At 38.2% G+C, this 15,496-nt stretch carries 11 protein-coding genes and 1 pseudogene; 4 read left to right on the forward strand and 8 right to left on the reverse strand.

The genetic code is table 11. The annotated features are described in order from the left end of the window. Window positions 1-15 precede the first annotated feature (15 nt). From RV15_RS13060 to ppdK, 4 genes are all read right to left on the reverse strand, one after another. Window positions 16-984: an alpha/beta hydrolase gene (locus tag RV15_RS13060; protein WP_071878508.1), complete on the reverse strand. Its 969-nt coding sequence runs from the start codon at window positions 982-984 to the stop codon at window positions 16-18. Window positions 985-1,167: 183 nt separating this feature from the next. Beyond that, window positions 1,168-2,469 carry a diaminopimelate decarboxylase gene (gene lysA, locus RV15_RS13065; RefSeq protein ID WP_071878469.1) on the reverse strand — a complete coding sequence of 434 codons (1,302 nt, stop codon included), beginning with the start codon at window positions 2,467-2,469 and terminating at the stop codon, window positions 1,168-1,170. A 91-nt stretch (window positions 2,470-2,560) separates the two neighbouring features. Continuing rightward, window positions 2,561-3,661, reverse strand: coding sequence for a serine hydrolase domain-containing protein (locus RV15_RS13070; protein WP_071878470.1), 1,101 nt, complete (start codon window positions 3,659-3,661; stop codon window positions 2,561-2,563). 128 nt (window positions 3,662-3,789) lie between these two features. Then, window positions 3,790-6,399: a pyruvate, phosphate dikinase gene (gene ppdK / locus RV15_RS13075; RefSeq protein WP_083429182.1), complete on the reverse strand. Its 2,610-nt coding sequence runs from the start codon at window positions 6,397-6,399 to the stop codon at window positions 3,790-3,792. 173 nt (window positions 6,400-6,572) lie between these two features. On the opposite strand from ppdK, the gene ccpN reads away from it, so the two are divergent. The 3 genes from ccpN (at window position 6,573) to RV15_RS13090 (ending at window position 10,004) form a co-directional block, all read left to right on the forward strand. Next, the gene (gene ccpN, locus RV15_RS13080) at window positions 6,573-7,208 is read left to right on the forward strand and encodes a transcriptional regulator CcpN (protein WP_071878472.1); all 636 of its coding nucleotides are present in this window, start codon (window positions 6,573-6,575) and stop codon (window positions 7,206-7,208) included. An 87-nt stretch (window positions 7,209-7,295) separates the two neighbouring features. After that, complete coding sequence (locus tag RV15_RS13085) at window positions 7,296-8,111, forward strand: pyruvate, water dikinase regulatory protein (protein WP_071878473.1); 816 nt, start codon at window positions 7,296-7,298, stop codon at window positions 8,109-8,111. 12 nt (window positions 8,112-8,123) lie between these two features. After that, complete coding sequence (locus RV15_RS13090) at window positions 8,124-10,004, forward strand: fructose-1,6-bisphosphatase (RefSeq protein WP_071878474.1); 1,881 nt, start codon at window positions 8,124-8,126, stop codon at window positions 10,002-10,004. A gap of 84 nt (window positions 10,005-10,088) precedes the next feature. Here RV15_RS13090 and RV15_RS18985 read toward each other — a convergent pair. Continuing rightward, window positions 10,089-10,310, reverse strand: a pseudogene (locus RV15_RS18985) (ABC transporter ATP-binding protein); the annotation flags it as partial. A 317-nt stretch (window positions 10,311-10,627) separates the two neighbouring features. Here RV15_RS18985 and RV15_RS13100 point away from each other — a divergent pair. Next, entirely contained in the window at window positions 10,628-11,584 is a 957-nt protein-coding gene (locus RV15_RS13100; RefSeq protein WP_167364105.1) for a serine hydrolase, read from the forward strand. Window positions 11,585-11,628: 44 nt separating this feature from the next. Here the strand turns inward: RV15_RS13100 and RV15_RS13105 are convergent, their stop codons facing one another. From RV15_RS13105 to RV15_RS13115, 3 genes are read right to left on the reverse strand one after another with little or no spacing between them, the layout of a single operon-like run. Next, window positions 11,629-12,264, reverse strand: coding sequence for a V-type ATP synthase subunit D (locus RV15_RS13105; RefSeq protein ID WP_071878475.1), 636 nt, complete (start codon window positions 12,262-12,264; stop codon window positions 11,629-11,631). Window positions 12,265-12,270: 6 nt separating this feature from the next. Beyond that, complete coding sequence (locus tag RV15_RS13110) at window positions 12,271-13,647, reverse strand: V-type ATP synthase subunit B (RefSeq protein ID WP_025869136.1); 1,377 nt, start codon at window positions 13,645-13,647, stop codon at window positions 12,271-12,273. Further along, window positions 13,640-15,421, reverse strand: coding sequence for a V-type ATP synthase subunit A (locus tag RV15_RS13115; protein ID WP_071878476.1), 1,782 nt, complete (start codon window positions 15,419-15,421; stop codon window positions 13,640-13,642). The genes RV15_RS13110 and RV15_RS13115 overlap by 8 nt, the downstream gene beginning before the upstream one ends. Window positions 15,422-15,496 lie beyond the last annotated feature (75 nt).

Below are 15,496 nucleotides of genomic sequence, written 5' to 3' on the forward strand. Positions count from 1 at the left end.
AGTAGTTCTCCTTTCTTAACAATAACGAGCAATGAATTCAAAAACTGTCTCAAAATAATGCGCTGGTTCATAGATAAACGAAGATAAGTGAGGTGCCTTTTCAATGATCAAACTTTCCTTCACCCCATTGGTTGCCTCCATGTTTTCATAAAGCATTTGATGGGGAACAAATTTATCACCTGTACCATGTATAAACAACGTAGGTAGTTCATTTTTGGCTAATTGAGCGACTGAAGAAGCTTCTTTAAGAGAATAACCAACTTTCTTTTTGGCCCAACGATTAGCAATAGTCAAGATGGGAAATCCTGGTAATTTGAAAGCCGAACGTAGCATTGCACCAAACTCACTGTAAACAGAGGAGTAACCACAATCAACAATCAATCCCTTCACATTCTTAGGCAATGTTTCGCCACTTACCATCATCACTGTCGCAGCTCCCATTGAGCCACCAAACAAAACAATTTCAGCTTGTGGTTCAATTGCTAGGACTTCATCGATCCATTGTAATAAATCCAAACGATCTAGCCAGCCCATGCCAATAATATTCCCAGTACTTTGACCATGGGCTCTTAGGTCAGGGATCAACATATTATACTGTTGCTCAGAAAACTTAGTGGCTACGAAAGCCATATCACGCTGACCAAATGAACGATAACCGTGAACACAGATTACCCATTTTTTACTTTCAGGATGTGGGATGATCAAACGACTATAAAGCTTTTCTCCTCCAATCTTTAGCCAATGATCTTGAGCAAACGACTCCTGCCAAAAAGCAGCCCCCAGTTTATTTTGTTCTTCTTCAACAAGATCATATTGAGATTTTCCTTTATTAAAATTATCAGGATTCATCATTTTATGACCTGTTTGGTCATACCATTTATTGTTTCTAAAAAGTGCTACATTCAAGAAAAAATTTGCTGCATAAACTGAAACAGCAATCAGTACAATAACTAAAATAACCAACACTACTACCAGCCACTTCAAAAACAACACCTCACCTCTAAGATTTAAGTCCTAATTCAAGTATACTCCTATTTAGGGAAAAAAGTATGGCTGGACTCAAACAATCAATTTTTGAAAGTAAAAGAGCATGAGTAAAACTAAAAAATAGTTTCAACTCACACTCAAATTTTAAATACATAAAAAAGTAGTTACTGCACTTTGTTACTAGTCACAATCCAATGAAATCAAATCTTCATAGGTCTCACGGCGGATTGCTAGCTTATCTTGCCCATTTTCTACAAAAACAACAGCGGGTTTAGGGTTTCGATTATAGTTATTAGCCATTGAATAACCATATGCACCTGTACTTGTAATAGCCAATAAATCTCCTGCTTCCATAGGGGGTAACTCGATATTTTTGATCAAAACATCTCCAGATTCGCAATATTTACCCACAATTCTCAGCTCTTCTGGCAATTCCGAGCTAATCCGATTAGCTAAAAAGCCATCATATACTGCATCATATAAAGCTGGACGAATATTATCTCCCATACCACCATCTACCGAAACGTAGTGACGAACTTCTGGAATCACCTTTTGTGAGCCTACCGTATAAATCGTCGTTCCGGCTTCAGCAATAATACTGCGGCCAGGTTCTATCCAAATTTCCGGAAATGCATAATCAAGCAATTCACATTGACCTTTTACACCATTTACGATTGCCTTGACAAAGGCTTCAGGTTCTAGCGGATCATCCGCTTCGGTATATTGTACGCCAAAGCCACCGCCCATATTTAAAATATCCACTGTATACCCCATTGTTTGTTTCCACTCGTTTAAAATCAACAGCATCTTCTCAACAGCCGCTAAAAAACCTTCGGCAGAAAAAATTTGTGACCCAATATGACAATGTGCTCCTTTTAAAACAAAGTGCTCATTAGCCAAAAGCTTTTCTAACGCTTGTGTCGCTTGCCCACTATTTACATCAAAGCCAAATTTAGAATCTACTTGTCCAGTTAAAATATACTCATGGGTTTCAGCGTCTACTCCTGGTGTAATTCGAAACATGACATTTTGCTTTTTGCCTTTTTCTTTTAAAACAGCACTTAATAACTCGATCTCATAAAAATTATCGATAATAATCGTGCCTACACCTTGCTCGACAGCATAGGCCAATTCTTCTTTGGTTTTATTGTTTCCATGAAATTCGATATTCTCAGGTGACATACCACCTTTGATTGCTGTATAAATTTCTCCTGCTGAAACCACGTCACAGCCTAACTCTTCTTCTTCTAAAAGCTTATACATCGCTAAACAGCAGAATGCTTTGCTCGCATAGATCACCTTATTTTTTACTCCTAAAGAGTTGAACGTTTGTTTAAATCCTCTGGCACGCTCTCGAATATGAGCAACATCATAAACAAATAATGGTGTTCCATATTTTTCAGCTAATTGCACCGTATCGCAACCACCGATCGTTAAATGCTCTTGTTCGTTAAATTCTGCAGTTCCAAATAATAGTGGCATCTCTTCACCTTCTTCAATTGATTTATTAAAAATAATAGCATAAAAATGAAAAACTTCCTATCTATTTTTCATCAGTTTCACAAACAGTCACTCAGATTTTTAGTAATTGATCATATAGTCTCTCACTCAACGCCTGCATCCCGTCATTAGTCGGTTGATTCGCAAAAAGAATCACTAAATTTTGATTATCTTGCCCACCATAAATGACAGTATCATATCCGCCTAAAGTGCCTTCTGAGTATTTCAACTCATCAAAATAAACCATTCCTGCCTGATACCCTCCCTTTTTCACATCTGCAAGTTGCTCATACTCCGCTTGCTCAAACAGCTTTCCATCAGCTAAGCTTTTAATAAACAGCCAGAAATCCTCAGTCGACATATACATATTCCCAGCGCCTAACAAACTGGAAAACAGCTTTTCACTTGCTGGAAACGGATCTGCTTGATAGTCTTCACCTATATAAAAATATGGCTTTGGAATTGTTTCACCTTTAGGTAAATCATCCCAAAAATAAGTGTTGGTCAATGCTAACTTATTGATCACTCTTTCTTTAATAACTTCTTCGTAAGGTTGACCTGTTAGCTTCGAGATAATCCCTGCTAGTAGCGTATAATTACTATTCGTATAATTAAAGTCCTTATTTGCTACAACCGCTACAGTCTTTAAGACATTATCTAGCTGGCTTTCCTGATTTGTCAAAAGCTGGTCTGGCTCTTCTTCGGCCATCAAGATACCAGAACTATGGTTAAGCAATTCTTGGATTGTAATTGTCTTGCTAAATTTGATATCTGGATAAAAAATATCTAACGTTGTGTCTGATGTCAGTTTCTTTTCTTTAATTAGTTCAAAAATAATCGCACTCGTGATCATTTTTTGTAAAGAGGCAATTGGAAAAATGCCATTTACTTTATTTAGCCGCTTGTTTTTCTCATCGGCATAACCATAACTGTGATGATAAAAAATCTGATCTGCATGAATCAACAATGCGTCTCCTTGAAAGTGACTATCTTTGATCTGCTGATCGATCGTGTCCTTCACACCTGATTCGGTACTGATCTGCTGGTTTTGTTTTTTTCCTGACACTGGTTCTATCACTAGTTCGTTTCCTTTATTGAAAAACCAATTGCTGAACAACAAAGACAGTATACAGACAGCACCTATCCAAACAAGCCATTTCCAGCGCTTATTCATTTAGTTCACTTCTTTCTTAAAATCCTTCTGTCATAGATTATACCATTTATGAAACGAAAAACAGACTACTAAGAAAAAGATAGACTAACACAGTGCCTTACAAAGGCCTGCATTAGTCTATCACTTGTTTATCCCTCTTGAGCAATTGTTAAAATTGCCGCTGGAATGCGATATGGCGAGCATGAGATGTAATCTACACCGATTTTTTTCAAGAAACGAATAGACTGTGGATCGCCTCCAACTTCACCGCATACGCCAATTTTGATCGACGGATCGAAATTTCTTATTTGATCCACAGCAATTTTCATCAAAGTACCGACCCCTTCCTCATCAATATGCTGAAATGGATCTTCTTTTAATAATTTTTTGTCCTGATAAGCTCCAATAAATTTTCCAGAATCATCTCGTGAAAAACCATACGTCAACTGCGTTAAATCGTTTGTTCCAAAACTAAAAAAGTCGGCAACTTCTGCGATTTTTTCAGCAGTCAAACAAGCTCTAGGAATTTCCAGCATTGTTCCTATTTTGTATGGGATTTCTTGGCCAGTGTTATCAAAAACTTTTTGAATTGACTGTACTAAGCGTTCTCTTAACCACTGCATCTCTTCTTGACTCCCAATCAAAGGAATCATGATTTCGGGAACATTCGTATTAGCAGTATCTTTTTGAGCAACTTCTATCGCACTTTCAATTATAGCCGCTACCTGCATTTCGTAAATTTGTGGTGTTGTAACGGCTAGTCGGCAGCCACGATGCCCAAGCATGGGGTTTTGCTCATGTAGCTCTTCAATACGATACTTGATCTCAGCAGGAGTTCGCTGTGTTTCCTTTGCAAGATGAGTGATTTCTTCTTCTGTTTGCGGTAAAAACTCATGCAGCGGCGGATCTAGCAAACGAATAGTACAAGGCTTTCCCTTTAATAAAGTAAACATCGTTCGAAAATCTTCTTTTTGAAACTCTTTTAATTTATTCAAAGGAATCATTAAGGCTTCCTCATGTTGGGCAAGAATCATTTTGCGCATTTCAACTATTCTCTCCTCACCGAAAAACATATGCTCGGTTCTAGCTAAGCCAATTCCTTGTGCACCTAGTTTCAGTGCAGTTTTAATATCTGCAGGCGTTTCAGCGTTCGCTTTAACACCAATGCTGGCTTCTTCTTTAGCCCAGTCTGTGATTGTTTCCAGTAGTTGCCATTCATCCCCTTCAACATAAGGAATACTTCCTCTATAAATGGTTCCCGTTGTCCCGTCTACAGAAATTGTTTCCCCCTGGTGTAACGTAACATTGCCCGCTGTTGCCTGCTCCAAAAATTCATCCACATAAATTTCTTCACAACCCGCAACACAACAAACGCCCATTCCTCTGGCAACAACAGCCGCATGAGAGGTCATCCCACCTCTAGATGTGACAATCGCTTCGCTTACTACCATACCTTCAATGTCTTCTGGCGAGGTTTCTTGACGAATCAAAATAACCTTTTCTCCCTGTTCGCTCGCTTTTTTTGCTCGTTCAGCCGTAAAATAGATATTTCCGTTGGCGGCACCTGGACTCGCCGGTAACCCTGTGGCAAAAACTTGAGCATTTTTTAAGTGGTCGGGTTCGAAAACCGGATGTAGCAATTGTGTCACCATTGTTGGATTGATCCGTTGAATGGCTTCTTTCTTTGAAATAATTCCTTCTTCAACCAATTGGATGCACACTTTAAAAGCAGATTTTGCTGTTCGTTTGCCATCCCTAGTTTGCAAAAGATATAGTTTGCCATTTTCTATTGTAAATTCAATATCCTGCATGTCTCGATAATGGCTTTCCAGCAGAGAACTCAGTGTCAAAAACTCCTGATAAACCTGTGGTAGTAATAACTTAAGCTCACTGATTGGTTGAGGCGTCCGAATGCCTGCGACGACATCTTCTCCCTGAGCATTCAATAAGAATTCACCGAAGATCCCCTTCTCACCTGTTGCCGGATTTCTTGTAAAGGCTACACCAGTTCCGCTAGCCGTGCCAAAGTTTCCGAAAACCATTTCTTGGATATTGACTGCCGTGCCTAATGAATCTGGAATGTCATGTAACCGACGGTAGGTAATCGCTCTACGATTATTCCATGAATGAAAGACAGCTTCCACCGCTAAGGTTAACTGTTCATAAGGGTCTTGAGGAAACGGTCGATGAGTCACTTCTAGAAAAATGTCTTTATAAACCGCTACCAATTCTTGCCAATCTTCCGCCTGCATTTCAATATCTGAACAATATTTTTTCTTTGATTTATAAAAATCCAACTGTTCTTCAAAGCGGTTCTTATCAATGCCACAAACGACGTCACCAAACATTTGCAGCAGTCTTCTATAACAATCATATGCAAACCGAGCGTCGTCCGTTTTTTGAATTAAACCAATAACAGTTTCGTCATTTAAACCTAAATTTAAAATTGTATCCATCATTCCAGGCATTGAAAATTTCGAGCCGCTTCTAACTGAAACTAAAAGTGGATCAGAAGTAGCACCAAAGCGTTTTTTTGTTCTACGTTCCATACTTTCAATATGTTGTCGAATCTCTGTGTCAAGTTCAGCAGAAATCTCATCTTTCTTTTCCAAATAGTCTAAACACGCCTCTGTTGTAATCGTAAATCCAGTAGGTACAGGTAGCTTCAATTTTGTCATTTCAGCCAAATTTGCCCCTTTTCCACCTAGTAAATCTTTCTGTTCTTTACTTCCTTTTGAAAAATCAATCACATATTTCACGAGCAAACTCTCCTTCTCTTTCGAATAGTGTATCACATTAACTCAATTACGATTATATTGTGTATCACATTGGTTGTCAACAAGAATTAGTGTATCTTATTTTTATTGTTGCTTTATTTTTATAAGAAATATATAATTATTAGTGTGTCACATTTAGAAAGTAGGTTGATAAAATGAAACTTACCTCAAGACAATTAGAAATCATCAAAATCGTCAAGGAAAATGAGCCGATCAGCGGTGAGAGTATCGCAAAAATACTTGGTTTAAGCCGCGCAACCTTGCGAAGTGATTTAGCTATTTTGACGATGACTGGTTTACTTGATGCAAGACCAAAAGTTGGCTACTTTTATACAGGTCAAACGATTGAACCTTTGCTCTATGAAAAACTGTATAAAAAAACGGTCAAAGATATCATGCTGCCGCCCATCCTTATTCATCAAAGTACGACAGTTTATGATGCTGTAACCAATTTGTTTATGTACGATGTTGGTTCTTTATATGTAAAAAATGATCATGATGAATTAAATGGTGTCTTATCTCGTAAGGATCTGTTACGGGCAGCTATTAGTAACCCAAATACTGAGAAAACGCCGGTTGCTATGATTATGAGTCGTATGCCAAACATTGTCACAATCACTAGCGATCGAACAATTTTGGAAGCTGGCGGATTATTGTTACAACATAGCATCGACACATTACCCGTTGTTGAAGTCGATCAACCGAAAAAAGTGATCGGTAAAGTAACAAAAACTCGTCTGATGGCTTATTTTATCAATGCTGGTAATGATATTGAAAAAGAAAATTACTAGACAATTAGATCCTTAAAACGATTGGCTAGCATAGTACAACAAAATTGATTCTGTGACGAGTAACCACGGAAAAAGGAGAGTATCTTCATGCAAACAGACAAAATCAAAATTTATTTAGTATCAGATTCAGTTGGGGAAACAGCCCAAAAAATCATTTCAGCCGTTTCAGCTCAATACCCAAGTATCGATATGAGCGATATTCAACGCTTCCCTTTTATTACAGATGAAGAATTACTTCAACCTATTTTAAGAGATGCTTTACATGACAAGGCGATCGTTGTGACAACATTGGTAAATAAAAAACTGGTTGCCATGGTCAAAGATTTCGCCAACCGAACTAGCTTACAGTATGTCGATTATATGAGTCCTTTAAGCGACATCATTGAGGGAACATTTGGCGTTCAGCCCTTACAGGAGCCTGGTGCGATCCATAAATTGAATGAACAATACTTTAGTCGCGTTTCTGCTATTGAATTCGCGGTTAGATATGATGATGGAAAAGATTCAAAAGGCTTCCTAGAGGCCGATTATGTATTATTAGGAGTCTCCCGCACATCAAAAACACCTTTGAGCATGTATATGGCCAATAGAAATCATAAGGTTGCTAATCTGCCTTTAATTCCAGAGGTCTCTTTACCTGCTGAATTAGATCAAATCGATCCTAAAAAAATCATTGGCCTAACAGCTAGCATTGACAGTTTAATGGATATTCGTAAATCTCGCTTACATTCTTTGGGATTGAAAGAAGATTCCGCTTATACAAATGCAGACCGTATTCAAGAAGAATTAGTTTATGCTAATAGTGTGTTTGAAAAATATAATGCACTTGTCATCAATGTAGATAAAAAATCTATTGAAGAAACCTCAACGATCATCGAAGACTTAGTTCAAAACAAACAGTAAGGGGTTCTTTAGATGAGTAACTTTCAATCCAATGAGCTGATTGCCGAAATCATAAATTTAGAAGCGATTTTAAATTTACCTAAAGGGACTGAACATTTTATCAGCGATCTCCACGGAGAATTTGATGCGTTCAACCATATTTTAAGAAACGGTTCAGGTAGCATTCGCGACAAGGTCTATACCTTATTCAACCAAGAGCTTTCTGCACAACAGATGAACGAACTTTGTTTTTTAATTTATTATCCTGAAGAAAAGCTCCATTCGTTAAAAAAACAGCAATCGTTAACTCAAAATTGGTGGTTTGAAACAATCGAACATTTATTGATCATTGTACGCTTCTCATCAAGTAAGTACACTCGCTCTAAAGTTCGTAAGGCACTGCCTAAAACTTACTCCTATATTCTAGAAGAATTGATTTATCAATATGATGAAACAACCGATAAAAAAGCCTATTACCACCAAATAATCAACGTAATTATTGAACTTGGTGAGGCAGAACGTTTTATAGAGGATCTTGCTTACTTAATCCAACGCTTTGTGATCGATCATCTACATGTAATTGGGGATATATACGATCGAGGACCACATCCTGATAAAATAATGGATTCCTTGATCAACTATCACTCCCTCGATATCCAATGGGGAAATCACGACATCATATGGTTAGGTGCTGTTAGTGGATCGAAAGCTTGCTTAGCTAATGTCTTGCGGATTTGTGCTCGTTATGGAAATCTTGACCTTTTAGAAGATGCTTATGGAATTGATTTAAGTCTACTGAAAGCATATAGCCGTAATATATATCATGATAACCAGCAATTTTTACCTAAGAAAAATCCTTATAGAAAGCTTACGCAAACAGAAATAACAGATGCTATGAAGATTCAGCAAGCTATGGCCATCATTCAAGAAAAGCTTGAAGGTCAACTCATCAAGCGTCGACCTGACTTTCAAATGGATCATCGTTTATTGTTAGATAAAATTTATGAGAATCAGCTTGTGATCAACGATCAGCCCTACAAATTGGTCAACACCTGTTTTCAAACCATTGATTGGCATGATCCTTATCGATTATCACCTGAGGAAGATTCAATCATCACTGATTTGTTGGCTCAATTTCAGCATTCGGAAAAATTGAACCAACACATGGCTTTTCTAATACAAAAAGGCTCTCTTTATCTGTCTTATAATCATAATTTATTGATTCACGGCTGCATTCCTCTTAATATGGATGGTTCTTTTCAGTCTATATCCTTTAATGGGAATACTTATGCAGGTAAAAAATTACTTGATTTCTTTGAAACAACTATTAAACAAGCCTTTGCTAAGCCCTGGCAAACTGAAGATTTTTCAACGGACATCGTCTGGTATCTTTGGTGTGGCGAAAGCTCTTCTCTTTTCGGAAAAAAAGCAATGAAAACCTTTGAACGTTACTTTATCAATGAAAGTGGCACTCATGTAGAGGAAAAAAATGCTTATTATGCGTTAAGAAATAGCGCTAGTATCTGTAAACAGATCCTAAATGCATTTGGTCTTAGTGAAGTGGATGCTCATATTATCAATGGGCACACACCTGTAAAACTGATCAAAGGAGAATCACCAATTAAAGCGGACGGTAAGATGATCGTCATTGATGGCGGTTTTTCACGCGCTTATCAAAAAGTAACTGGAATCGGTGGTTACACGCTTTTGTACAATTCTTTTGGTATGCAGTTAGCAGCACATAAACCTTTTTCCGATAAGAACACTGCAATCGAAAAAAATGATGATATTATTTCTACACGTCAAATTGTGGATCGACAAATAAAACGCTTAAAAGTCAAAGATACTACCATTGGCTCGGCGTTAATCAAAGATACAGAACAGTTAAAACAACAATTAAAGCAGAACAACTAATTTGATAATTGTAACCAACGCCAAAAAGAGGCTAAGATAAAACTCGCAGAGGGACATCTTAGCCTTTTCTTAGGTTTTATTTGATCACATCAACCATTTTTTTAATTCATAGACTTTATCGCATACATTGGCTACTTCTTGCTCATGAGTCACAACAAAAATACATTTTTACTGTTCATGCGCTACCTTCTGAAAAAGTTGAACAATTTCTTTTGAGGTATTTTCATCTAAATTTCCTGTCGGCTCATCAGCTATGATCAGTTCAGGGGCGCAACATAGTGCACTTATGAGTGTAACACGCTGCTGTCACCTCTCGAACCACCTTGCTTTTGCTCTCCCCTATCTTTTTCTGGAGATTGCTCTCGATTATTCTCTGTTTGCTGAACAATTTCGATTTGTTGATTGATCATTCTTTAAGTATCGCTTGGATTACACTTAAGCCCAGTGTTTATGAACAAGCATCACTTTAGTCCATCTACCTTAAATCGGAACCTGTGTTTTTTCTGACCTTGCAAATCCATCGGAAAAATGATTAAATAGTTGTGTTCGTATTTTTAGTTGAATTGTACTATTAATTTTTGTTATGATTGTAATAACCTATTTTTGAAAGGAACGAAAGTTGTTTGGAAAAAAAGAAAATGACTCTATATGGGATGATTTTCTCTATTTGTTTCTTTTTGATTGTGTCGTTCTTTTTTTCACCTCATACAGTAGACTACGCAAATGAAACAGAATCGAGTGAAAAAATTCGTATTCCAGTTAAAAAAACGGCTGCCTCTGTCGTTGAGAATACAAAGGCTCCTGAACAAGAATCTCCTGAAATGACAGCTTTTTACCATAAAGTCGAGCAAACGATGACCAATGGTGCTAAGAGTTTTAATGGAGACGTCGGGATGACATACGTAGATTTAGCAACAGGCAAACAAATTTCAGTCAATGGCACGACAGAATTTTACAGCGCCAGTACAATCAAGGTTCCCTTAGCTATGATGATTGCTGACAAAGTACAGTCTGGTAGTTTAAAATGGGATGATCAGCTTATTTTTAACGAAAAAGAAGACTATGAAGATGGCACTGGAATTATCATTAATGACATTCAGCCAAAGTATTCACTAAGAACATTGCAAGAATACAGCATCACTTATTCTGACAATATTGCTAAAAATATGTTGTATGATACATTTGGCGGAGATGTTGAAGCGAAAAAAGCGCTCTATGCTCATTTCTTGCAAAAAGAAACAGAGTGGGACGATGCCAAATTTACTTCTGAAGATGCAGCCAAAATCCTCAAGATCCTCTATAAAGAGAAAGCAACTAATCCAGAGTATCAAACAATTTATGACTACATGAAAAATACAGTCTTTCATGAACGAATGGATACACCAACAACTTCAGGTAAAGTTGCACACAAGATTGGTTCATATGCAGGTTTTCTACATGATATCGGCATTTTGGAAACGGAACAGCCTTTTATTTTAACCGTCTTTACCAATGGACAAACGGACGCTGGTATTCCATTTATTGCTTCAGTTACAGATCAATTGTGGAGCGTTCAAAGTAACGACTATCCAAAAAAATAAAGCTACGATATGGATCATTCCATTATCGTAGCTTTATTTTTTTATCAGGCATTGCTGCCCATATTTTTGATTTTAATCAAGCGGGTGATCTCACTACGCTCATTTTCTTCCAACTTCATTTGAATATAATAAATTGTTTCTTCTAATTGAGGAATCGTCATGTATTCTAAGGCATTTACACGTCGCCGTGTCTTCTCGATTTCTTTCGACATCAACTGACAAGTCTTCTCCACTTCAGCCAGTTCCAATAATTTCGGCAAAATAGTTGAAATTTTATCAAAAACGCCATCCAGCTCTGCATTTGAGTTTAGATAACCGTAATTCAATGGCGCTTCTGTCACCGCCTCATTATAGTGAAAGTTCATGATTGGTACGGTCACGCTCATAATATTTTTTTCAATCACATCCAGCGTGATATCATCAGCTGGTACAGCTACCAATTCTTCGATAAAGGCTTCGTTCAGTGTTGCATTAGCTAATACAAAATTAGACAAGGCTGTTGTCAATTCATGCTCTACATCGATCCGTAGCTGGTTATTTTTTTTGACGAGTAAAATAAAACGGCGCATCAATTCATCTTGTTTATCTTTTAATAGTTTGTGCCCTCGACTTGCTGTGCCAAGTTGTTTTTTTAAGCGAGAGAGTTCCATTCTTGTAGGATTCACATTTAACCGAGCCACTTTTGATCACTCTCCTTCAGTCAAATATTCGTCCAACATATCGTCTTTGATTCGTTTTAATTCGGTTCTTGGCAACATTGACAATAACTCCCAGCCCAGATCCAACGTTTCATCGATCGAGCGATTCGTATAAAACCCTTGATTTACGTATTCTTTTTCGAATCGATCCGCAAATTTTGCATAGATTTTATCAACATCAGACAAGGCAGACTCTCCAAGTACAACAGCTAACTCTTTGGCTTGTTTTCCTTGAGCATAGGCTGCAAACAGCTGATTCATGGTCGGAGCATGATCGATCCGAGTCTTCCCTTCCCCAGTTCCTTTATCTTTTAAGCGGGATAATGAAGGCAACACATCGATCGGCGGCTGGATGCCACTCTTATATAAGTCTCTAGATAAAATGATTTGCCCTTCAGTAATATAGCCAGTTAAATCAGGAATTGGATGCGTCTTATCATCTTCTGGCATCGTTAGAATCGGAATCTGAGTTACAGACCCTTTTAAGCCGCGAATACGGCCTGCACGTTCATAAAGTGTTGCTAAATTGGTGTAAAGATAGCCTGGATAGCCACGTCGACCTGGCACTTCGCGACGAGCAGCAGAGATCTCTCGTAATGCTTCACAGTAATTAGTCATGTCAGTCATGATCACAAGAACATGCATCCCTTTTTCATAGGCTAAATATTCCGCTGCGGTTAGTGCCATTCTTGGTGTAGCGATTCGTTCGATGGCAGGATCATTGGCTAGATTCATAAACATCACCGAGCGATCGATGGCTCCTGTTTGGCGAAAGTCTTCCATGAAAAATTCAGCTTCTTCAAAGGTGATTCCGATTGCCGCAAAGACAACCGCAAACTCTTCATCGCTATTTAGGACATTTGCTTGACGAGCAATTTGCGCTGCGAGTTCTTTATGTGGTAAACCTGAACCTGAAAATACTGGTAATTTTTGCCCACGAACTAGCGTATTTAAATGATCAATTGCTGAAATTCCTGTTTGAATAAACTCATCCGGGTAATCTCTGGCGACAGGATTGATGACTTCACCATTGATATCAAGCATTTTTTCAGGTAAAATTTCAGGTCCATTATCTTTGGGACGACCTAATCCGTCAAAAATTCGACCTACCATATCTTCTGAAACACCTAATTCTAGAGGATGACCTAAAAAACGAACTTTTGAATCACGAAGATTGATACCGCTGGTTCCTTCAAAAATCTGAACCATCGCTTTGTCACCATTGATCTCAAGCACTTGTCCACGTCGGATTTCGCCGTTTTGCATCCGTACCTCAATCAATTCTTCATATTTTACGCCTTCGACTTTTTCAACAATCATCAAGGGACCAACAACTTCATTAATCGTACGATATTCTTTAATCATTCGTCATCCCTCCATCTGCAACAATTTGTTTCAATCTTTGCTTAATGTCATCTACTAGTCCATCTAATTGATCAATATTTTCTTCTGGTAAGTATTTACTTCTGGCAATTTGATCTCTTATACTAACTGTTCCAGTCATGATCTCTGATAAGTAAGCACCTAAAGTCAAAGCCGTTTGCCCTTCTTTGTAGAAAGTTAAAATCAAATGCAACATTTTATATTGTTTTTCTCTTGAAGTAAATGTATCCACCTCATCAAAAGCATTTTGCTGTAAATAATCTTCACGAATCGATTTTGCAACTTCTAAAGTCAAACGATCTTTATCCGACAATGAATCGATCCCGACTAAACGAACAATTTCATCTAACTGGGATTCTTCTTGTAAAATGCGCATACCTTCTTGAACCATTTCAGACCAACCTACCTGTAACTGCTGATCCAAATATTTACCGACTTCTGAGTCATATAAAGAATAGCTTTGTAACCAATTGATCGATGGAAAATGCCGTTTTTGTGCTAGAGTAGCATCCAACCCCCAAAAAACTTTTACTACACGCAACGTATTTTGAGTAACAGGCTCAGAAATGTCCCCGCCAGAAGGAGAAACAGCACTAATTGCGGTAATGCTTCCTTCACGATGATCCTGACCTAAGGCAACAACTTGTCCAGCCCGTTCATAATATTCAGCTAAACGGCTACCTAAATACGCAGGATAGCCCTCATCACCAGGCATTTCTTCTAGGCGTCCGCTCATTTCACGTAAGGCTTCAGCCCAACGTGAAGTCGAATCTGCCATGATCGCCACAGAATAGCCCATATCACGGAAGTATTCGGCAATAGTGATTCCTGTGTAAATGGACGCTTCACGAGCCGCTACTGGCATATTAGATGTGTTTGCAATCAAGACAGTTCGCTCCATTACAGACTCGCCTGTACTTGGATCGATCAACTCAGGAAATTCGTTCAATACATCCGTCATTTCGTTACCACGTTCACCACAGCCAACATAGACAACTAAATCAACATCCGCCCATTTCGCAATTTGATGTTGAACAACTGTTTTCCCTGCACCAAATGGACCTGGGACAGCGGCTGCTCCTCCTTTAGTTACTGGAAAAAAGGTGTCGATGACCCGTTGACCTGTAAGAAGTGGTACATCTGGATTTAGCTTTTCTAAGATTGGACGACTGCGACGAACTGGCCATTTTTGCATCATTGTAAATTCTTGTTCACCAGCCACAGTTTCAATAACATAGACAGTTTCTTCGATCGTAAACTCACCTTGTCTGACTTCTTTTACGATTCCACTGATCCCAAATGGAACCATGATTTTATGCGGAATTACTTTTGTTTCTTGAACAAATCCAATAATATCTCCTGTAGTAACCTCGTCTCCTATAGAAACTGTTGGTTCAAATAACCATTTTTTGCTTCTGTCTAACGCTGGAATTTGCACACCTCTACTTAAAAAGTTACTTTTAGTTACTTCTGCAAAGGTATCCAACGGACGTTGAATCCCGTCAAACATTTCCGAAATCAAGCCTGGCGCTAGTTCAACTGACAAAGCTTCACCAGTTGTTACAACTGGTTCACCAGGCCCAATTCCTGTAGTTTCTTCATATACTTGAATAGATGCGACATCTCCCCGCATCTCAATAATTTCTCCAATAACACCCAAATCTCCTACATGACAAATATCCTGAATACTTGCATCAGACATATTCTCCGCCATGACTAAAGGTCCGGATACTTTAACAATTCTACCAGTTTGCAAAATCATTCCTCCTATTCAGTAAAGCTGAGCAGGCTCATTCAGCCTTGACAGGAAAATAGGAAAATATGACTGAGG

The organism is Enterococcus silesiacus (assembly GCF_001886225.1).
In the GTDB taxonomy this organism is placed as follows: Bacteria; Bacillota; Bacilli; order Lactobacillales; family Enterococcaceae; genus Enterococcus_L; species Enterococcus_L silesiacus.